Annotated in this window: 18 protein-coding genes; 9 read left to right on the forward strand and 9 right to left on the reverse strand. The window is 58.1% G+C overall.

Annotation, left to right across the window (positions count from 1 at the left end):
• Positions 1–24: 24 nt before the first annotated feature.
• From H1S06_RS03590 to H1S06_RS03615, 6 genes are all read right to left on the reverse strand, one after another.
• Positions 25–1,008 (reverse strand): SLAC1 anion channel family protein, encoded by a 984-nt coding sequence (locus H1S06_RS03590; protein ID WP_181737325.1) that lies wholly within the window; start codon positions 1,006–1,008, stop codon positions 25–27.
• 62 nt (positions 1,009–1,070) lie between these two features.
• Positions 1,071–4,118 (reverse strand): efflux RND transporter permease subunit, encoded by a 3,048-nt coding sequence (locus tag H1S06_RS03595; protein WP_181737328.1) that lies wholly within the window; start codon positions 4,116–4,118, stop codon positions 1,071–1,073.
• 12 nt (positions 4,119–4,130) lie between these two features.
• Positions 4,131–5,213, reverse strand: a complete 1,083-nt coding sequence (locus H1S06_RS03600; protein WP_181737330.1) for an efflux RND transporter periplasmic adaptor subunit — start codon at positions 5,211–5,213, stop codon at positions 4,131–4,133.
• Positions 5,214–5,234: 21 nt separating this feature from the next.
• Complete coding sequence (gene tsaA / locus H1S06_RS03605) at positions 5,235–5,999, reverse strand: tRNA (N6-threonylcarbamoyladenosine(37)-N6)-methyltransferase TrmO (RefSeq protein ID WP_328515308.1); 765 nt, start codon at positions 5,997–5,999, stop codon at positions 5,235–5,237.
• Positions 5,996–7,657 carry a Na/Pi cotransporter family protein gene (locus H1S06_RS03610; RefSeq protein ID WP_255482889.1) on the reverse strand — a complete coding sequence of 554 codons (1,662 nt, stop codon included), beginning with the start codon at positions 7,655–7,657 and terminating at the stop codon, positions 5,996–5,998. Before H1S06_RS03610 ends, tsaA begins: the two co-directional genes overlap by 4 nt.
• Before the next feature lie 96 nt (positions 7,658–7,753).
• A complete protein-coding gene (locus tag H1S06_RS03615; RefSeq protein ID WP_220183747.1) occupies positions 7,754–8,461 on the reverse strand; it encodes a ComF family protein in 708 nt (235 codons plus the stop codon).
• Positions 8,462–8,563: 102 nt separating this feature from the next.
• On the opposite strand from H1S06_RS03615, the gene bioB reads away from it, so the two are divergent.
• From bioB to H1S06_RS03645, 6 genes are all read left to right on the forward strand, one after another.
• A complete protein-coding gene (bioB, locus tag H1S06_RS03620) occupies positions 8,564–9,619 on the forward strand; it encodes a biotin synthase BioB (RefSeq protein ID WP_181737334.1) in 1,056 nt (351 codons plus the stop codon).
• Between the two features lie 9 nt (positions 9,620–9,628).
• Positions 9,629–10,798, forward strand: coding sequence for an 8-amino-7-oxononanoate synthase (gene bioF / locus H1S06_RS03625; RefSeq protein ID WP_181737336.1), 1,170 nt, complete (start codon positions 9,629–9,631; stop codon positions 10,796–10,798).
• Complete coding sequence (bioH, locus tag H1S06_RS03630) at positions 10,795–11,571, forward strand: pimeloyl-ACP methyl ester esterase BioH (protein ID WP_181737338.1); 777 nt, start codon at positions 10,795–10,797, stop codon at positions 11,569–11,571. Before bioF ends, bioH begins: the two co-directional genes overlap by 4 nt.
• On the forward strand, positions 11,558–12,340 hold the full coding sequence (bioC, locus tag H1S06_RS03635; RefSeq protein WP_181737340.1) for a malonyl-ACP O-methyltransferase BioC: 783 nt from the start codon (positions 11,558–11,560) through the stop codon (positions 12,338–12,340). The genes bioH and bioC overlap by 14 nt, the downstream gene beginning before the upstream one ends.
• Positions 12,337–13,023 (forward strand): dethiobiotin synthase, encoded by a 687-nt coding sequence (gene bioD / locus H1S06_RS03640; RefSeq protein WP_181737343.1) that lies wholly within the window; start codon positions 12,337–12,339, stop codon positions 13,021–13,023. The genes bioC and bioD overlap by 4 nt, the downstream gene beginning before the upstream one ends.
• A gap of 114 nt (positions 13,024–13,137) precedes the next feature.
• A complete protein-coding gene (locus H1S06_RS03645) occupies positions 13,138–13,377 on the forward strand; it encodes a hypothetical protein (RefSeq protein ID WP_181737344.1) in 240 nt (79 codons plus the stop codon).
• Between the two features lie 12 nt (positions 13,378–13,389).
• Here H1S06_RS03645 and H1S06_RS03650 read toward each other — a convergent pair whose 3' ends face one another.
• From H1S06_RS03650 to xseA, 3 genes are all read right to left on the reverse strand, one after another.
• A complete protein-coding gene (locus H1S06_RS03650; RefSeq protein ID WP_181737346.1) occupies positions 13,390–14,157 on the reverse strand; it encodes an alpha/beta fold hydrolase in 768 nt (255 codons plus the stop codon).
• Positions 14,158–14,207: 50 nt separating this feature from the next.
• Complete coding sequence (locus tag H1S06_RS03655) at positions 14,208–14,834, reverse strand: FKBP-type peptidyl-prolyl cis-trans isomerase (RefSeq protein WP_181737348.1); 627 nt, start codon at positions 14,832–14,834, stop codon at positions 14,208–14,210.
• 64 nt (positions 14,835–14,898) lie between these two features.
• Positions 14,899–16,245 (reverse strand): exodeoxyribonuclease VII large subunit, encoded by a 1,347-nt coding sequence (gene xseA, locus H1S06_RS03660; protein WP_181737350.1) that lies wholly within the window; start codon positions 16,243–16,245, stop codon positions 14,899–14,901.
• Between the two features lie 119 nt (positions 16,246–16,364).
• Here xseA and guaB point away from each other — a divergent pair, with 119 nt between their 5' ends.
• The 3 genes from guaB to H1S06_RS03675 all read left to right on the forward strand — a co-directional run bounded on the left by guaB (position 16,365) and on the right by H1S06_RS03675 (position 21,025).
• Complete coding sequence (gene guaB, locus H1S06_RS03665) at positions 16,365–17,834, forward strand: IMP dehydrogenase (RefSeq protein ID WP_181737352.1); 1,470 nt, start codon at positions 16,365–16,367, stop codon at positions 17,832–17,834.
• Positions 17,835–17,927: 93 nt separating this feature from the next.
• Positions 17,928–19,508, forward strand: a complete 1,581-nt coding sequence (guaA, locus tag H1S06_RS03670) for a glutamine-hydrolyzing GMP synthase (protein ID WP_181737353.1) — start codon at positions 17,928–17,930, stop codon at positions 19,506–19,508.
• A gap of 308 nt (positions 19,509–19,816) precedes the next feature.
• The gene (locus tag H1S06_RS03675; protein ID WP_091853616.1) at positions 19,817–21,025 is read left to right on the forward strand and encodes a tyrosine-type recombinase/integrase; all 1,209 of its coding nucleotides are present in this window, start codon (positions 19,817–19,819) and stop codon (positions 21,023–21,025) included.
• The last annotated feature ends 80 nt before the right edge of the window (positions 21,026–21,105 follow it).

Raw genomic sequence — 21,105 nt, forward strand, 5'->3', positions numbered from 1 at the left:
GGTTGCTCCAGAGGGGGCGGGCGATTAGTCAGGTTTAAACAGCTGGCGGCTGATGAGGGCACGGGCTGTCTTGATTAATAGCAGCATAACCACAAAGGTGACAACAATCAGGGAGATCCAGCTCAGCAGCAGGAAAAAATCATTGCGTGTGTTGAGCCACATGCTTTGGGTTGCAATGGAAAAGGCGGCAAGGGGAAAACTGTAGGCCCACCAAGACAGGTAAAACTGAATGCGCGAAAAGCGCGGCAGCTGAGAGAACAGCAGCAGGGTGATGAACAGTGCAATGTAATACAGGATGCGGGCAAAATTGTCGACGATGCCGTTATTGAGCTGCAGGTAGGAAATAAACCCGATGGCAGGCGGCGCAATCATGATAAACAGGGTGGGCAGCAGCTTTTCCGGCAGCGGGTCGTGAAACAGGATGCGGTTGAAAATCAGCGTCTTGAGTACCAGCCAATAGACCACTCCGATGGCAAAGAAAAACCAGCTGGCTTCGATATAGCCGTGTTGAACCCCGGCAATCGGCGCGATGATGTTGCCCACGACGGGGATGAACCAGGCGGGCGTGCTGTGCTGAATCTTGAACCGGGAGTGATGAATCCACTGTGTCATGACATTCAGCGTCAACAGCAGGTGCAGACCGGCGCCGCAGATCCAGAGGTAGTGTGAAAGGGGCAGGGATATTTCCAGTGTCGCAACGGACAGCAGCAACAGGCTAATGGAGAAGGCCGGGAAGAAGCTGATCTGGATGGGGTGATTGAATTCGGCCAGAACCTGTTCGCGGTAGCGCAGGGTTTTGATGAGATAGACGCAGGTCAGACTGAGTAGAACGCAGGCTGTAAAAATCAGTAAAACACGACTGAACAGCGGTTCAAGGCCCAGGCTGTGTACGGCCTTTTGCCAGCTCAGGGTCAGCCCGGTCAGGCCCATGGTGCTGGCGAAAAAGGCCACGGGAAAATAGGGGAGCCAGGTGGTGGCTCCGGCTGTGTCAGGGATGCGGTCCGACATGTTGCAATCCTTAAATTAGAACTATCTTATATATTATGCTGCCGGAACCGCTCTACTGACAACTAGTATTTGACCCGGTAGATCAAGGCATAAAGGACAGGTACCACTACCAGTGTCAGCAGGGTGGCGAAGCCCAAGCCGAACATGATGGTGACAGCCAGCGGTCGGAAAAAGGCGTCCGGCAGCAGCGGCAGCATGCCCAGAATGGTGGTCAGGGCTGCCATGGATACGGGGCGCAGACGGCTGACAGTGGCATACAAAATGGCGTCATGCCAGTTGTAGTCCTCTTCGTCATACAGACGCTTGATCTCTTCTACCAGTACGATGCTGTTTTTGATCAGCATGCCGCTCAGGCTGAGAATCCCCAGCAGGGCCGTGAAGGCGAAGGGAGTCTGTGTACTGAGCAGGCCGATAGTGACCCCGATAATGGCCATGGGCACGGTCAGCCAGACAACCAGCGTCTGACGCAGCGAGCCGAACAGCAGCACGGTGATCACGACCATGACCAGCAGTCCCAGGGGGACAAAGGCGAACAGGGCCTTGTTGGCGTCATCCTGGGCTTCATACTCGCCACCCCAGCTGAGACTGTAACCGGGCGGCAGAGGCATCTGCTCGGCGCGTGGACGGATATCGGCAAAGAGTGCGGCCGCCGTCAGGTCTCCGGCAGGGTCGGGGTCGGCCAGTACTGTCAATGTCCGCTTGCGGTCGCGGCGCATGATCAGCGGGTCTTCCCAGTCCAGGGTGGTATCCTGCATAACCTGTCCGGCATCAATCCACTGCTGCAGGGTTTGGCTGAAAATGGGCAGGGATTCCAGCTGTTCCAGGCGTTGGCGCTGCTCTTCCGGTGGCCGCAGAATGACCGGCAACAGTTGGCTGCCGTCCCTGATCAGGCCGCTGTATTCCCCTTCCACGTTGCGGGCGATGGCACGGGACAGATCAGCCTGAGTGATTCCCAGGCGGCGTCCTTCCGCTTCATCGAAATGGGGCACGATAACCGGCGTACGTTCACGCCAGTCATGGCGTATATTGATCGCGCCTGCTGTCGGATCAAAGACTTCGGTGATCATCTGCTGGCCGAGTTTACGCAGGACATCCGCATCAGGCCCGCTGATCCGGGCTTCAATCTTGGACTTGGTACTGGGACCGATCGAGATGCGGGTCAGCTTGCTCTGCGCCTGAGGATAGTGGCTGCTCAGATATTGTTTCAATGTCGGCAGCAGCCGTTCCATCTCATCCAGCGTGGCAGTCTCGACCAAGAGTTGGGCATAGCTGGCATATTGGCGCTCAGGGGCGTAGGTCAGCATGAAGCGTTCGGCCCCGCGGCCGATGGTGCTGGTGACTCTGTGGACACCTTTCATGTCGAGCAGAGCCTGCTCGATTTCGGCAATATCAGCTTCGGTTGTACGAATGTCGCTGCCCTGCGGTAGCCAGTAGTCGACCTGTACCAGCGGCAGGGTAGCCTCGGGGAAAAAGCCCTGGCGGACATGCTTGAAGCTGGCCAGAGACCCTATCAGCAGACTCGCTGCCAGCAGCAGAGTAAGCCAGCGCCAGCGCAGGGCCAGATGCAGCAGTTGCTGAAACAGGCGATAGAAGAGGCTCTGATAGGGTTCGCTGGTGGCGGAGCCGGCCGGCTGTTCTCGAAACAGAATGGAAGCCAGAAAAGGCGTCAGGGTAATCGCCAGTATCCAGCTGAGCAGCAGTGAAATGAACAGGACCCAGAACAGGCTGCCGGTGAACTCACCGGTAGCATCCGGAGACAGGCCGATAGGCGCAAAGGCCGTGATCGAGATCAGTGTTGCACCGAGCAGTGGCCAGCGGGTGTGGCCGACAATGCGCACTGCGGCTTCCAGTCGTGAACAGCCACGCTGCAGGTTGATCAATATGCCTTCGGTAATGACGATGGCGTTGTCGACCAGCATGCCAAGGGCAATAATCAGCGCCCCCAGCGATACGCGGTGCAGGCTGATGGAGACGACATTCATGACGATGAAAGTGCCCAGAATGGTGAGCAGCAATACCAGGCTCATCAGCAGGCCCGAGCGCGCACCCATGGTCAGCAGAAGGACCACGACCACAATACTGACGGCCTGCGCCAGGCTGATCAGGAAATCGCTGACCGAGGTGGCGACCTGGCGCGGCTGGTCGTAGATGATATCCAGAGTCATGCCGACCGGTCGGCGGTAGTCGAGATCATCCAGCCGGGCCTGAACGGCCTGGCCCGCATCGACTACATTGATGCCGGGCGTGAACGAAATGCCCAGAGTCAGAGCGGACTGACCATTGAAGCGATACAGGTGAGAAGGCGGTTCAGCATAGTCCAGATAAATATCAGCCACATCGCCCAGATAAACCAGGCGACCGCCGGTTTGGCCGAGCAACAGGTTTTGGAGCTGTTCGGCCGACGTGGCGGTCCCTTCGGGAGCAATGCGCAGGCGGTCGCCGTTAAGGCGGATGCTGCCGGCGTTGCTGATCAGACTCTGTGAGTTGATCGCCATCTGAATCATCTGGGGCGAAACCTGCATGGCAGCCATGCGATTGCGATCGACTTCGACAATAACCTGCTGCTGACGACGGCCACCGATGCTGACCTTGCTGATACCATCGACCAGCACCAGATCACGGCGCAGGAAGTCGGCGTAGTCAGCCAGAGCGCGATAGTCGTAGTCTTCTCCGGTCAGTGCCATGAAAATGCCATAGACATCGCCAAAGTCATCGTTGATCTGCAGGGGGCCCACACCCGGAGGCAGGCGTGGTTGCAGATCATTCAGCTTGCGCCGCATTTCATCCCAGATCTGGCGCAGCTCCTGCTCGCGGTAGGTGCTTTTCATGGTGACCTGAATCTGGGCCAGCCCGGCGGACGAGATGGAATGAACCGTATCGACCTGAGACAATTGCTGCAGTGCCATCTCAACCGGCAAGGTGACTTCTTCCTCCACTTCCTGTGCCGAGGCGCCGGGGTAGGAGGCCGCAATCAATGCTTCCTTGACGGTGTATTCAGGGTCTTCCAGCTGACCCAGTCCGAAAAATGAAAGAGTGCCACCGACCAGTAGCAGCAGCACACACATCCAGCTCACGACCCGCTGGCGAATTGCATATTCAGTAAGGTTCATCCCTGTCTCCGCCTAGAGTCCGCGTTCCTGAATAATCGGATGCAGTTTCATCCCTTCCCGTACCTGACTGACGCCGGCAGCGACCAGATGATCGCCCGTCTTCAGGTCGCCCTTGACCAGCATCTGGCTGCCTCGAATCTGCAGCGGTGTGACACTGAGGCGGCGGGCTCGTTGTTCTTCGTCCAGGCGCCAGACCCAGTGTTTCTGATCGCGCATGAAAACCGCTCCAACCGGGACGGACGTGCCTTCTTCCGAATGAGCTACCAGCAGTGGTGCCATATCGACGGTGAATTCCACACTCATGCCGGTATGCGTGGGGAATACATCCGGTTGCGGCATGCGAAAGACCACTTCATAGGTTCGGGTACGGGTGTCGGACACGGATTCGTGTTCGACATAGCAGGCCGTAAATTCGTGTGTCGGATGAGCGGTGAAACGCACCTGGCCACAAATGGAATCGTTGGGTTCAAGGTCGGGGCGCAATCGGCTGACGATGGATTCGGGAACGCCGAAACGGATATCCAGCTGGCTTTCATCCTGCAACAGCAGTACCGGCTGTTGTGCCTGAACCTGCTGGAAGTTTTCCGTTTGCAGTAGTGCCACGGTGCCGCTGAAGGGAGCCTGCAGCCGGGTGTAGCTGAGATTGTCTCGAGCGATTTCCAGTGCGGCTCGGGCAGCCTTGAGTTCGGCACGTGCCTCGTCCAGGTTGACCTCGGACGTGTAATTGCGTGACAACAGTTTTTGCTGCTGGTTGAAGCGAATTTGCGCCAGTTCAAAGCGTGCTTCTCGTTCAGCCTGAATGCGGCGGTAATCAGTACTGTCCAATTGCGCCAGAAGATCGCCGGTACTCACTACCAGTCCTGGCTGGGCCGGCAATTGTTCCAGCGTCCCCGGTACGCGGAAGGCCAGAGTCGCGCTGCGCCAGGCCTTGACCGTGGCCGGGAAACGGCGCTGCAGACCGGCCCCGGGGGCGGGAATTTCGTACAGACTGGCCGGACGTGCCTGGTCCGGTGCGGCTTGAGTCTCAGGCGGCGTCGGTTCACAGCCGCTGAGCAGAAGCGCTGTCAGGCCGAGCAGGCCAATAGATGGGGACAAGCAATTCCGTATGCGCATGGGTCAAGACTCCGGATTGGGTTCGATACTGAGTACATCGATTTGAGCATCGCTGATGGTAAAGCGAATGTTTTGGCCGTACAGGCTGATGCCGTAGATGCGTTCGCTGTCACCCTTTTGGTAAGCGGGGCGTGGATCACAGCAGAGAATTTCGGTTATCTGCCGAACCAGAGGCTGGTTGAGGCGCTGGCCCAGAGTGTGGCAGGCCCGTTCGGCTTCGGGACTGAATATCACCGGAAGCTGCAGCCGCTCGATATGTGTTGCCAGGGCGAATTCGGCGTCCGGCAGGCTGTCCGAATAGGGCAGGTAGGGTTTGATATCCAGCACGGGGGTGCCGTTGAGTAGGTCGGCACCTTCAACTTCCAGGCGGACGCTGTCCCCCTTGCAATGAATGCCGGTCAGGCGAACGCAGGACAGCCCGATAGGGTTGGGACGGAAGGGGGAGCGTGTTGCAAATACTCCCAGGCGCTGATTGCCGCCCAGTCGTGGCGGCCGGACAGTCGGGCTCCAGCCCTTGTCGGCGGTTGCGCTGAACAGAAAGACCAGCCAGATATGAGTGCAATGTTCCAGACCTCGTACTGCATCGGCATTGGCATAGGGTGGCACCAGCTCGATGCTGGCGCGCACGGAGGCCAGGCCAGGCTGGCGCGGGATGCCGAATTTTTCGTCGAAAGGGCTGTGGATATAACCGATGGCCTGCATCGGGAACTGGCTGAAGTGACTCATCTGTTGCTCCGATAGTCCGTTGTCGCCGGTATATCCTATCATTCATGCTCCAGTAGTGATGCCCTCTGTTGTACCGGTGTGGTGCTGCTCCAGTAACGGGATGCTTTTTCAGCCTGCTCGGCCAGTCGATGAACATGGCTGAGTGCATCCAGCAATGTCACCGATTCGGCCGGTGTCAGTTGGCTGGAGATGGTGCGGTTCAACAGGCCGCTTTTGAGGTGTTGGTACTCACGCTCCATCTCGCGTTTCATCTGATGGGTTTCATAGCCTTGCGTAGCGCTGTCGGCGCGGATTTCACAGGCATCCAACAGGTGAATGACCGCCTGCTGGAAATCATGAACGCTGGATCGAATGCCGGAGTCCTGCAGCTGTTCGAATACCGGATAGTATTCGGGCAACCGTGCGGCCAGGCGGGCCATTTCGTTGAAATAGCGGGTTACGCGCAGGGAAACAGGCAGGGTTTCACTGATTTCCACACTCAGATTCTGGCGTGCCAGCTCCTGGTTGAATTCGACAATGCGGTTGCTGAGCTGGTTCAGGCTTTCGTATTGTTGCTGCAGGCGGCTGCCGGCCCCCTGTTCGGCGCTGATCGCCTCGCGCGACATGCGGCTGCAGATACGGCTGACTCGAGCCAGCTCCATATTGATGGCTTCAACGGCCAGTGATGGTGTCATCAGGATATTGTTATCCAGGTAGCGGGGTTTGGCCTCGCTTTCTTCCAGTGTGAGGAAGCGTTTCTGCAGGAAGCGTACCATGCGGTCGGTCAGCGGCCACATCAGTATGACCCCGGCAATATTGAACAGGGTATGGAACAGGGCGAGCAGGAAGACCAGGTCGAACGCTGTCGGGTCCAGGCGGTCCAGCAGGCCGCCCAGCAAGATGAGCAGTACCAGTCCGACCAGGCCGGTCAGAAGGTTGAACAGTACATGGGCGGCGGATATGCGCTTGGCGTTGGGAGTCGCGCCGATGGAAGCCAGCAGGGCGGTCGTTGTGGTCCCGACATTGGCACCAATGACCAGTGCCGCAGCGGCCGTGAGGTGGATGGTTTCGGCGTGTACCAGTGACAGGGCGATGGCAATGACGGCAGCTGAAGCCTGCATCAGGAAGGTCAGCAGGATGCCGGCCATGACAAACAGTGCCAGCGCCAGCGGGCCGGTGCCCAGCTCGGCCAGAGGAATGGTACTGCCCAGGTCATCGAATCCGGCGCGCAGAAAGTCCAGGCCAATGAAAAAAATACCGAACCCGGCAAGGGCCGAGCCGATATGGGCTCGCTTGTTGTTGCCGCCACTGATTTGCAGCACCATGCCTGCCCCGATCAGAGGCAGGGCAAAGGCGCTGATCTTGAACTTGAAGCCGATCAGGGCGACCAGCCAGCCGACCATGGTCGTGCCGATATTACTGCCGTAGATAATGGAAACGGACTGGGTCAGGGAGAGCAGGCCGGCGTTAACGAAGCCGAGTGTGGCTACTGTTACAGCACTGGAAGACTGTACCAGCGCGGTGATGAGCGTACCGGAAATCACGCCCTTCAGGCGCGAGCCGGTGGCGTGTTCTAGCGTTGCCTTGAGCGAGCGTCCGGCGGCCTGCTTGAGGCCGTTGGTGAGCAACTGCATACCGAGCAGAAACAGCCCGAGACCGCCGAACAGCTGCCCCAACATTTCCAGCGTCATTCCCTGAATATCTCCCCACAAGTGTGACATGAAATTAACAGAGCCCCAGGAGCAGGTCGAGCCTATGCGTGTCCCCGGGGCGACACTAGTATATGCGGGTACCTGGAGAGAGCCAATGCGCGCCAATCAGCGCATTTCCGGCGTTCTGGCCAGAACCCAGATATCGACCCGTTCGGCACCGGCAGACTTGAGCACTTGGGCCAGAGTATTGACGGTGGTTCCAGTCGTCATGATGTCGTCGATAAGTGCCAGATGGCGAGGCGGCTGTTCGGTGACAGCGAAGGCATGGTGCAGATTACCTCTGCGTGCGTTCAGCCCCAGCTCGGCCTGGTGCGGGGTGCGTCGGGTTTTGCGCAGGCTGTCATTCAATGGCAACTGCAGTTGCTGTGATAGCCTGGCCGCCAGTAGCTGGGCCTGATTGAAGCCGCGCTTCAGCTCGCTGAACGGATGCATGGGTACGGCCATCAGTGCATCGGGCCAGTCATCCTCATAGTGCTGTTGCAGGTAGGCGGCCAGCACACGCGCCAGCCAGCCAAGGTGTGCCGGTTGACGTTGATATTTGATGTTGGGCAGCAACTGGCTGATCGGGAAGTCGTAATTAAAGGCTGCCAGGGTGCGCTCGAATGCGGGTGGCGTTTGCACACAATGTGCACAGAGGCCGCCAGGCGCAAGGGTGCGTGGCAGTGGCAGGGCGCAGCAGCGGCAAGGATTCAGTAGCCAGGGCAGATCAGCGTGGCAGCTGGAGCAGATACCATGTGCATCGGGGGCGGAGGCATCGCAGAGTGCGCATTTCTGTGCACTTATTAAGCAGTTGTGTATTTTTTTGTAAAGCATAAGTTGACAGCTCCTTCTGTCGCTTTATGATCAGCAGCATAACTGCCGGCACCCGGTCCTTCGGGTGCGCACCACCGATTATGTCACAAGGGGATTGAGGCCATGCAAAACCAGGCTGAAGTGCGTCACGACTGGAGTGAACAGGAAGTCCGGGCGCTGTTTGAATTGCCGATGAACGATCTGCTGTTCCAGGCACAGACGGTGCATCGTCAGCATTTCAATCCCAATGAGGTGCAGGTCAGTACCTTGTTGTCGATCAAAACCGGCTCCTGCCCGGAAGACTGCAAGTACTGTCCGCAGAGTGCTCATTACAACACCGGTCTGGAAAAACAGCGCCTGATGGAAGTGGAAGCGGTGCTGAACAAGGCGAAACAGGCCAAGGCATCCGGCTCTACCCGTTTCTGTATGGGCGCAGCCTGGAAGCACCCGACCGAGCGTGATATGCCCTATGTGCTCGAAATGATCAAGGGCGTGAAGGCGATGGGGCTGGAAACCTGCATGACGCTGGGCATGTTGAAGGAATCCCAGGCCGAGCAGCTGTCCGAGGCGGGACTGGACTACTACAACCACAATCTGGATACCTCGCCGGAGTTCTACGACAAGATCATCACCACGCGTACCTACGAAGATCGTCTCAATACCCTGCAGCACGTACGTGATTCCGGCATGAAGATCTGCAGCGGCGGTATCCTCGGCATGGGCGAGACCGCCAAGGACCGTTATGGTTTGCTGATGCAGCTGGCCAACCTGCCGCAGCAGCCGGAATCCGTGCCGATCAACATGCTGGTGAAGGTGCAGGGCACACCGCTGGAAAACGTCGACGATCTGGACCCGCTGGAATTCATCCGCACCATCGCCGTGGCGCGCATCATGATGCCGAAGTCCCATGTGCGCCTGTCCGCCGGTCGCGAGCAGATGTCCGATGAGCTGCAGTCGATGGCGTTCTTCGCCGGTGCCAATTCCATTTTTTACGGCGAGTGCCTGCTGACCACACCGAACCCGGAAACCAACCGTGATCTGCAGTTGTTCAAGCGTTTGGGTATTCGCCCGGAGCAGCGCATTGAGGACTCCGATGCGGACCAGGAGCAGCAGCTGTCGGTTCGAATTCAGGCGCAACAGGACGCCGATCTGTTCGTCGACGCCACCGCGACCCACTGAGGCGCGCTCATGTCCTTTAACGATTTGGCTGCCGCGCTTGAGTCGCGGCGGCACGACAACCTCTATCGCCAGCGTCGGGTGCTGGAATCGGCTCAGGGGCCGGAGGTCAGCGTCGATGGCAAGCGCTATCTGGCGTTTTGCTCCAACGACTATCTGGGGCTGGCCAATCACCCGGAGGTGGTCGCCGCGCTCCAACAGGGTGCCGATACCTATGGCGTGGGTGGCGGTGCTTCTCATCTGGTGAACGGTCACTCCAGGGCGCATCATGCGCTGGAAGAGGAGCTGGCCGCGTTCACCGGCCGTGAGCGGGTGTTGCTGTTTTCCACCGGCTACATGGCCAACATCGGTGCCATCAACGCGCTGATCGACAAGCAGGATGCGGTATTTCAGGACCGTCTCAACCATGCTTCGCTGTTGGATGCCGGTCTGCTCAGCGGGGCCCGTTTTCAGCGCTATCTGCACAATGACTCTACCAGTCTGGCCCAGCGCATGAGCCGTTCCGAGGCCCGCCGCAAGCTGGTGGTCACCGATGGCGTGTTCAGCATGGATGGCGATATCGCCGAGCTGCCGGAGCTGAGTCGTGTCACTCGAGAGCAGGGCGGCTGGCTGATGGTCGATGACGCCCACGGTTTTGGTTGTCTGGGAGCGACCGGTGCGGGTTGTATCGAGCATTTTGGCCTCAGTAACGATGAGGTACCGGTGCTGATCGGTACTCTGGGCAAGGGGTTTGGCACAGCGGGGGCTTTTGTTGCCGGCTCCGAGGTATTGATTGAAACCCTGATTCAGTTTGCCCGCACTTATATTTATACCACCAGCATGTCGCCGGCAGTGGCGCAGGCCACTCGTGCCAGTCTCAAGCTGGTACAGGCCGAAAGCTGGCGGCGCGACAAGCTGGCGCAGCTGATCAATCAGTTCCGCAGCGGCTGCGAGCAGCTGGGCTATGAGTTGATGGACTCGCCGACGCCGATCCAGCCGATCCTGATCGGCGATGCCGGGGAGGCGATGCGCATCAGCGCCGAGCTGGAAGCGCGTGGCATCTTCATCAGCGCTATCCGTCCACCCACCGTACCGGCAGGCAGCTCGCGCCTGCGCGTGACCCTCAGCGCGGCCCACAGCGAAGAGCAGGTCGATCGCCTGCTGGATGCACTGGATGCCGTGCGGGCTGGAGGTGCTGTGTGAGCCTGTGGCGTGAAACACGCGGCAGCGGTCCTGATCTGGTGCTGCTGCACGGCTGGGGGCTGAGCTCTGGAATCTGGGGCGCATTTGCGGAGCGTTTGACGGCACACTACCGAGTGACGTTGATCGATCTGCCTGGGTTGGGGCGCTCCGCGCCTGCAGGCGATATGTCGCTGATGGCGGTTGTGGATGCATTGCTGGACAGGGCCCCCGAAGCGGCGCACTGGCTGGGCTGGTCCCTCGGTGGTCAGTTGGCGCTGGCGGTGGCCGAGCGGGCACCGGAGCGGGTGAGAAGCCTGAGCCTGATTGCAGCTAACCCCTGCTTCGTGGCCCGGGATGACTGGCCTTGCGCCATGGTGCCCGAGGTGTATGACGCCTTCGTTGCATCGCTGGACGGCAATGAAACCAGGACGCTGCAGCGCTTTACAGCTCTGCAGACACGCGGTTCGACCACGGCGCGTGATGAACTCAAGCGCCTCAAATCCGTGCTTGCTGCGGCCGAGCCTCAGGCGCTGGCGCCTGCATTGAGGCTGCTGGAGTCTGATCTGCGTCCGGCCTTGGCCGGTTTGAATATTCCGCTTCAGTTGATCCTGGGGGCTGCAGACCAGCTGGTCCCCGTCGAGCTGGCGACACGGGCAGAGGGCGTGAATTCACGTCTGGTTGTGCACATTCTGGAACAGAGTGCGCACCTGCCTTTTGTCAGTCATTCCGAGGATGTCCTGATCATGTTAAATGCATTGATATCTGAAGTGGATAGCGTTGATGCAGCGAGATAAGCGCAGGGTCGCTCAGGCGTTCAGCCGTGCAGCCGCGAGTTACGACTCCGTGGCCCAGCTGCAGCGCGATATCGCCGATCGCCTGATGGAGTGGCTGCCGCATCAGGTGGACGGCAATCTGCTTGATTTGGGGTGTGGCACCGGCTATGCCGCGCCTTATCTGCGTGAGCATTATCCACAGGCTCCGCTGCTGCATCTGGATCTGGCCCATGGCATGCTGACCTTTGCTCGCGATCAGCGTTCGGTGAGTGATGCTCACTATCTATGTGGTGACGCCGAACAGCTGCCTCTGGCGGATGGTAGCGTCGGTTTGATCTGGTCCAGTCTGGCTGTGCAGTGGTGTGAACAGCCAGCGCTGTTGTTGGCCGAATTGGCGCGGGTCCTCAGGCCCGGTGGCCGCTGCCTGTTGGCCACGCTGGGGCCAGGTACCCTGCATGAGCTCAAGCGTGCCTGGGCGGCAGTGGATGACGATGTGCATGTGAACAACTTTATTCCGTTACCGCAGCTACTGGCACACAATACCGCTTTGCAGGTGTTGCGTTGCGAGACCGAAGATAAGGTATTGCGGTATCGCCGCCTGCAGGATCTGATGCACGAGTTGAAGGCGCTTGGGGCGCATAACGTCAACAGCCGTCAAGAGCAGGGTCTGAGCAGTCGTCAGCGTCTGGTTCGTTTGCTGGAAGCCTACGAGCTGCAGCGCCAGACCGATGGCAGTCTACCTGCCAGTTACGAAGTCTATTACCTGGAATTGCTCAAGGAGCCTCAGTGAAAAAGTGTTTCTTTATCGCGGGTACCGATACCGATGTCGGCAAGACTCTGGTCACGGCCGGGCTGTTGAGTGCCGCCAATCGCCAGGGACTGAGAACCATCGGCCTCAAACCGGTGGCTGCCGGCTGTAAACAGACCCCGGATGGGCTGCGTAACGACGATGCTCTGCAACTGCAGCAGGCTGCCAGTATCAAACTGAGCTACGACCAGGTAAACCCGATCGCCCTAGAGCCGCCAATCGCGCCGCATATTGCCGCCGAGCGGGAAGGGCGCAATCTCAGTGCCGATCGTCTGGCCGCTTACTGCCGTGGTGCCATGATGCAACCGGCTGACCTGGTGCTGGTGGAAGGCGCGGGGGGGTGGCGTGTGCCCTTGAGTCGGCGCGAAAGTCTGGCACGGCTGCCGAAGTTGCTGGAGCTGGATGTGATTCTGGTGGTGGGCATGAAACTGGGTTGTATCAATCATGCGCTGTTGACAGCCGAAGCCATTGCTCGTGATGGACTGCGGCTGGCAGGCTGGGTTGCGAATCATGTTGATTCCGGTATGAGTTGTCCTGACGAAAATCTGGCTACGCTGGAGCAGCTGTTCCGAGCGCCTTTGCTCGGGCGAGTCCCTTGGCTTGAGGTGCCAGAGGCCGAAAGAGTCGCTGATTATCTTGATGTGAGTCCTTTGCTGGGTGAGTGAAAAGTGATCTCTTTGGCAGGGTGCTCTATACTGATGCCTACTGGATTGACACCGAACAAAGAGCCTCCTCGGTGTCGGGATTAAACGGCTCCACGCGGCAAAGGAAGGTGTTGCATGAATATAACCACTGCCAACAGCCTGTTGAATGTCACTCGGACGTTGGACAATGTGCCCAAAGCATCAGGCGATGCTCAGGGCAGCGGTCATGTGGAGAATGCGGAGCTGGCATCGGGGCGTGCGTTGCCCACGGCGGTGTCCGAAACCGCTGTTGACCGTACAACCGAGGCGGCGGCCACCAAAGTGGTTAATCAGGCGGACGAGGTATTGGGGAATCTGATCGATACTCGCGCTTGAATAGGCTCTACGTCAGGTCTGCTGCTCCAGAAATTGGTCGACCAGTCGGGTAAAACTGGCGGCCTTTTCAACATGGGGCAGGTGACCCGCACCGGCGATGATCTTGAAACTTGCTTGAGGAAACAGCTGTTGTATCGGCTGCTGGTGTTCCGCCAGCAGGTAATTTGAATCCCCGCCCTTGATGAACAGCACCGGGCCTGTATAGGGTGCCCCTTCGGGGGAAGCGCTGATATTGGCGTATTCCCGTTCCAGCACCGGCAGGTTCATGCGCCAGGCGAATCGTTTGTGCTCGTCGCGGTAGAGGTTCTTCAGCAGGAAGGCACGGGTGGCAGCGGAATCAACGTACTCGCTCAGTGTCTGGTCCGCTTGGGTGCGGCTTTTCAGCTCTGCCAGATCTATCCGATTCAGGCCCTTAATGACGTCATTGTGGTTGGGCGCATAACGGACCGGGGCGATATCAACCACGATCAGGCGCTTGACTCGTTCAGGGTGGTCCAGTGCAAACTGCATGGCGGCTTTGCCGCCCATGGAGTGTCCCATCAGATTGATGCGCTCCAGCTGCAAGTGGTCCAGCAGCGTTAGCAGATCCTCACTCATGGCTTTATAGCTCATGATTTCAGCGTGTGGCGAGCGGCCGTGATTGCGCAGGTCGGCAGCCACAACATCAAAGCGTTCGCTCAGGGTCTTGATCTGCGCGCCCCAGTTTTCAAGGGTGCCGAACAGGCCGTGCAGGATGACCAGCGGTTCGCCCTGGCCGTGACGTTGAAAGTGCAGCAGCATGATCACATGTCCTTGGTCAGCAGACGGGGCGCCTGGGCGCCCCGGATGGATCAGAGAATATCGATCAGCTCGACATCAAAGACCAACGTCGAGTAAGGCGGGATGCCGCCCGGAGAACCCTGGGCACCGTAAGCCAGCCCGTAGGGAACATACAGGCGCCATTTGGCACCTTTGGTCATCAGCTGCAGTGCTTCGGTCCAGCCTGCGATTACGCCGCCGACCGGGAATTCTGCCGGTTGGCCACGCTCGTAGGAGCTGTCGAATACCTTGCCGTCAATGAATGTGCCGTGGTAATGGGTGCGCACTTTGCTCTGAGCGGTCGGCTGGGCACCGCCTTCTTCTCCGGCGGTAACGATTTCGTACTGCAGGCCTGATTCCAGTGTGATAACACCGTCGCGCTTGGCATTGTCGGCCAGGAAGGCTTCGCCGGCAGCGGCGGCTTCCTTGGCGTGAGCTTCCTGCTCGGCACGCATGCGCTGGGTGATTTCGTTGAAAGCGGCCTGAATTTGCTCGGCTGGCACACGCAGGGCTTCACCCTGGTATGCGTCGCGCAGGCCGGCAACGACGGCTTCGACATCGACACCGTCGAAGCCGCCCTGAGCCAGTTGGTCGCCCATTTGACGGCCGATGCCGTAGCTGGCGCGTTGTTCTGTGGTTTCAAAAACCTGTTCTGACATAGCGTTTGCCTGTTTGGTTGGGTTGTTCGCGGGGGCGAGATCCTATCACAGCCTTGGCCCGGGATCAGTCGTCATAACCCTCGACTGTACAGGTCAGCGTGCCCTGATGCAGACGTGCGCTGACACGGTCACCGGGGCTGACCTGCTCCTGGCGGGTGATGGCCTGGCCGTTCTGGTCCTGGATGATGGCATAGCCGCGTTCCAGGGTTGCCAGAGGGCTGACACCATGCAGTTGGCGAGCCTGAAATTGCAGCTGCTGTTGGCGCTGGCGCAGCAACAGTTCCATGCCGTGTTGCAGGCGCTGGTGCAGGGGGGTGAGCCGCTCCCGTTTACGCCTTAACAGTCGTTCGGGCGAGCTGCGTTGCAGTCTTTGATAAAGCTGATCCAGACCACGGGAGCGCTGCTGCAACTGTAATGTCAGTGCCCGCTGAAGACGAATTTCAAGCTGATCGAGACGTTGTGATTGCTCGCGCAGGCGTTCGCCGGGGTGGCGCAGGCGAGCGCGCATATGTTCCAGGCGGGTGTGGTGTCGGTGCAGGTTTTGCGCAATCTGCCGAGTCAGGCGCTGACGCAGCATGTTTACCTGCTGCAGTCGCTGGGTCTGATCTGAACTGAGCAGTTCGGCGGCGGCAGAGGGCGTGGGCGCGCGCAGGTCAGCCACCAGGTCGCTGATCGAAATGTCGACCTCATGTCCGACCGCCGACACAACGGGGATGCGGGAAGCCGCTATGGCGCGCGCCACGCGCTCCTCGTTGAAAGGCCAGAGGTCCTCCAGAGAGCCGCCGCCACGTCCGACGATCAATACGTCACAGCGGTTGTCCCGGTTGGCGAGTTCGATGGCGCGAACAATCTGGGCGGTGGCTTCGGCCCCTTGCACGGCGGTGGGATACAGCGCGACGGGCAGGGTGGGACAACGACGCTCCAGTACCTGGAGAATATCGTGAATGGCTGCTCCGGTTGGTGAGGTGATAACACCGACATGGCGTGCCGGAACAGGCAGCGCCCGCTTGCGAGACTGATCAAACAGTCCTTCCTGGTCGAGCTGCATTTTCAGGCGTTCGAAGGCCTGTTGCAGGCGGCCCCGACCGCTTTCCTGCATCTGCTCGCAGATCAGCTGAAAGTCTCCACGGCCTTCGTACAGACTGACTTTCGCCATAACGACCACCTGGTCACCCTCTTTAGGGCGGAAGCGGACCTGCAGGTTGCGGCCTCGGAACATGGCGCAGCGCACCTGAGCCTTGTCATCCTTGAGGGTGAAGTACCAGTGCCCGGATGAGGGGCGTGCCAAATTGCTGATCTCACCCTCGATCTGCAGGGTCATAAAGGAGTGTTCCAGCAGGGATTTGACCTGGCGGTTGAGTTCGCTCACGCTGATCGCGCTGCTGTTACGAGAGGGTATGCTTTTATTCATGCCGCCATCTTAAACGACCCCGCCCGTGAAGGCACCAATCGTCATTCCTGATTGTTGTTCGGGTGGTTTTGGTATATAATTTCTCGTTTAATTTTCACGGAAATACGGGCTGGTTCAGTATGTTGCGAATCGTTGAAGAAGCGCTTACTTTTGATGATGTTTTGCTGGTTCCGGGATACTCTGAAGTACTCCCGAAAGACGTCTCGCTGAAAACCCGTCTGACCAAGGGTATCGAGTTGAATATTCCGCTGGTCTCGGCGGCGATGGATACGGTAACCGAATCCCGTCTGGCAATCGCCATGGCGCAGGAAGGCGGTATCGGCATCATCCATAAAAACCTCACCATCGAACAGCAGGCCAATGAAGTGCGCCGGGTGAAGAAGTTCGAGGCGGGTGTAGTTACCGATCCGGTGACCTGTAGCTCTGATACGACTGTGCGCGAAATCATTGAACTGTCCAGCGGCCTGAATTTCTCCGGTTTCCCGGTTGTGGATAATGGCGATTTGGTCGGTATTGTAACCAGCCGTGATGTGCGCTTCGAGCACGATCTAGACGCCAAGGTGTCAACCATCATGACGCCCAAGGATCGTCTGGTTACTGCCAAAGAAGGCGAAGATCCCGAAGTTATCCGTGATCTTCTGCGTCGTCACCGTATCGAAAAAATCCTGCTGGTTGACGATAACTTCGCGCTGCGCGGCATGATGACCGTAAAAGACATGAACAAGGCGCAGGCTTTTCCACATGCGGCGAAAGACAGTCAGGGTCGTCTGATCGTCGGTGCGGCTGTGGGTACCGGCGCTGAAACGCCTGATCGTGTTTCCGCTCTGGTTGCTGCTGGCGTTGATCTGATTGTGGTTGATACCGCTCACGGTCACTCTCGCGGAGTTATCGAACGGGTGCGCTGGGTTAAGCAGAATTTTCCGCAGGTACAGGTTGTTGGCGGTAACATCGCTACGGCTGAGGCAGCTGTTGCGCTGGCGGAAGCCGGTGCGGACGGCGTCAAGGTTGGTATCGGCCCCGGCTCCATCTGTACAACACGTATCGTCGCCGGTGTCGGTGTGCCGCAGATTTCGGCTGTTGCCAATGTTGCCGCGGCGCTGCGTGAACACGGCGTTCCGTTGATTGCCGATGGTGGCGTACGCTTCTCCGGTGACCTGGCCAAGGCCGTTGCTGCCGGCGCCTCTGCGGTTATGGTCGGCTCCATGCTGGCCGGTACTGATGAAGCTCCGGGCGAGGTTGAACTGTTCCAGGGCCGTGCGTTCAAATCCTACCGTGGTATGGGATCGCTGGGTGCCATGTCTGGCCTGACCGGTTCGTCCGACCGCTACTTCCAGGATGCCAAAGAGGGTGCCGAGAAGCTGGTACCGGAAGGCATTGAAGGTCGTGTGCCCTGCAAGGGTCCTATGGGCGGCGTTCTGCACCAGTTGATGGGCGGTCTGCGTGCCTCCATGGGATACACCGGTTGTGCCACGGTTGAAGAGATGCGTAACAAGCCCAAGTTTGTGCGTATCACCAATGCCGGCATCACGGAAAGCCACGTGCATGACGTTAGCATTACCAAGGAAGCGCCCAACTATCGTGTGGGCTGAATCGATTAAACACTAACCAGTAAGTGGGGCGTTATACGGCCCCACTTTTTGTTTGTGCCGCCTGGCGGCCAGCATTCGGTGGAGTCACTGAGTATGAGCAAAGACATTCACGCGCAACGCATCCTGATTCTGGACTTCGGTTCCCAGTACACTCAATTGATCGCACGTCGAGTGCGTGAAATCGGGGTTTACTGCGAGATCCATGCATTTGATATGGATGAAGCGGCGATTCGTGAATTTGCCCCCAAGGGTATCATTCTGGCCGGCGGCCCCGAGTCCGTTACTGAACTGGATTCTCCGCGCGCGCCCGAGTGTGTCTTCGACATGGGGCTGCCTGTTCTGGGTATCTGCTATGGCATGCAGACCATGGCAGAGCAGCTGGGCGGCAAGGTCGCCAGTTCTGACAAGCGCGAGTTCGGTTATGCCCGCGTACGTCTGGCCGATAGCCCCAGCCGTCTGCTGGAAGGCATTGAAGATCATATTGCCAATAATGGCAGTTTGTCACTGGATGTCTGGATGAGCCATGGTGACAAGGTATCCGAACTGCCGGAAGGCTTTCATGTGATTGCCGGTACCGATTCGGCTCCCATCGCGGCGATGTGTGATCCGCAGCGCAACCTGTACGGGGTTCAGTTCCATCCGGAAGTAACGCATACCAAGCAGGGATTGCGTATTCTGGAGCGCTTTGTCCGTGAAATCTGCGGTACCGAAGCACTGTGGACAGCGGCCAACATCATCCAGGATCTGGTTGAAAAGGTTCAGCAGCAGGTGGGTGATTCCAAAGTGCTGCTGGGTTTGTCCGGCGGTGTAGACTCCTCCGTTGTTGCGGCCTTGTTGCACAAGGCGATCGGCGACAAGCTGACCTGCGTATTTGTGGATAATGGCCTGCTGCGCAAGGGTGAGGGCGATCAGGTAATGGACATGTTCGCCAGCAATATGGGCGTTAATGTCATTCGTGCCAATGCCGAAGAGAAGTTCCTGGGTCGACTGAAAAGCGAAGCGGATCCTGAAGCCAAGCGCAAGATCATCGGCAACACCTTTATCGAAGTCTTTGATGAAGAAGCCGAAAAACTCCAGGACTGCGGTTTCCTGGCGCAGGGTACCATCTACCCTGACGTGATCGAATCTGCCGCTTCCAAAACCGGCAAGGCGCATGTAATCAAGTCACACCACAACGTGGGTGGCCTGCCGGAAGACATGAAGTTCGAACTGGTCGAGCCGCTGCGTGAGCTGTTCAAGGATGAAGTGCGCAAGATCGGTCTGGAGCTGGGCCTGCCGTATGACATGGTCTACCGCCACCCGTTCCCGGGCCCAGGTCTGGGCGTGCGTATCCTCGGTGAAGTGAAGAAGGAATACGCGGACATCCTGCGTGAAGCCGACGCCATCTTCATTGAAGAGCTGCACAACGCTGATTGGTACCACAAGACCAGCCAGGCGTTCGCCGTCTTCCTGCCGGTGAAATCCGTCGGTGTGGTGGGTGATGGCCGTCGCTACGAATACGTGATCGCATTGCGTGCGGTGGAAACCATCGACTTCATGACCGCTCGCTGGGCGCACCTGCCGTACGAACTGCTGGAGAAAGTATCGGGTCGCATCATCAATGAAATCGCTCAGGTTTCGCGCGTGACCTACGATGTATCCAGCAAGCCGCCGGCTACGATCGAGTGGGAATGATCACACGTTAGGCATTAGCTGGTACTAACTGGCATTAAATGATACTTAAGCCCATGTTTTCATGGGCTTTTTTATATTTATGTCTGGCAGTGTTTGGCAACTGATGGCAGCGGGAAGCACCGCTTGAGCGTGGTATCCAAGGTGGTATTATCGAGGCATGATGCCATGAGTGATAGCCGATACCATGCTGCTTGATCTTGTGTGTTCATGGTATCGAAATTATTTAACTAACTGTTTTTATTGGTTTTATGGCCTGATTTTCGGGTGATCTTCCAGCATGGTATTGGAATCGAAGAAGGATAAGACTCTTGCTGACCGATACCAAGCTGCGCAACCTCAAGCCGAGGGATAAACTCTACAAAGTGAATGACCGGGATGGCCTCTACGTGGCCGTCACTCCTGCCGGTTCTATCTCATTCCGTTACAACTACTCGATCAATGGCAGGCAAGAGACAATCACCTTTGGCCGCTATGGCGTTGGGGGTATCACTCTGGCAGAAGCCCGTGAGCGGCTTGGTGAAGCCAAGCGGATGGTCGCGGATGGAAAGTCGCCAGCGAAGGAGAAGGCCCGAGACAAGGCGCGTGTTAAAGGGGCTGAAACCTTTGGTGCCTGGGCGGAAAAGTGGCTACGTGGCTATCAGATGGCCGATTCTACCCGTGATATGCGCCGCTCGGTTTATACGAGAGAGCTAGAAACGAAATTCGGCAATCAGAAGCTGACCGAAATCACCCACGAGGACTTGCGAGCATTAACCGACGCCATCGTAGAGCGCGGTGCACCTGCTACGGCGGTTCATGCGCGTGAGATTGTACTCCAGGTATACCGCTGGGCGACTGAGCGAGGCCAGAAGGTTGAGAACCCGGCAGACCTGGTGAGGCCCGCAAGCATTGCCAGGTTTGAGCCGAGAGATCGAACCCTGACGCCCGAAGAAATCAGGATCATGTACCAGTACATGGGGCGTATTGGTACATCACCATCGATCCGGGCAGCGGTAAAGCTACTGTTGTTGACGATGGTGCGTAAAAGCGAGCTGACGAATGCCACTTGGAGTGAGATCAACTTCAGCGAAGCGCTCTGGACGATCCCCAAAGAACGGATGAAGCGTCGAAACCCTCACCTGGTGTTTCTATCCAGGCAGGCCATGGACATCCTCATCGCTTTGAAGACGTTCTCCGGAGGATCGGAGTATGTTCTGCCGTCACGCTACGATTCTGACGTCCCTATGAGTAGTGCCACGCTGAACCGGGTAATGACGATGACTTACAAGCTGGCTCAGAAAGAGGGGCAACCGCTTGCCAAATTCGGCCCGCACGACCTGAGACGAACAGCCAGTACCTTGCTCCATGAAGCCGGTTACAACACCGATTGGATAGAGAAATGCCTGGCACATGAGCAAAAAGGTGTGAGGGCGATATATAACAAAGCCGAGTATCGTGATCAGCGTACATCTATGTTGCAGGACTGGGCTGATATGATTGACGAATGGACTGCTAAAGATGCTTGCGGACCTATTTAGCTAAACGCATAGGCATTCGGGCACATGCTTAAATAAATTGACGAAGGTAATTGGCAACTTACAGCATGGAATTTTTACCT

Origin of the sequence: Marinobacterium marinum (assembly GCF_013868415.1) — a bacterium.
Classification (GTDB): domain Bacteria; phylum Pseudomonadota; class Gammaproteobacteria; order Pseudomonadales; family Balneatricaceae; genus Marinobacterium; species Marinobacterium marinum.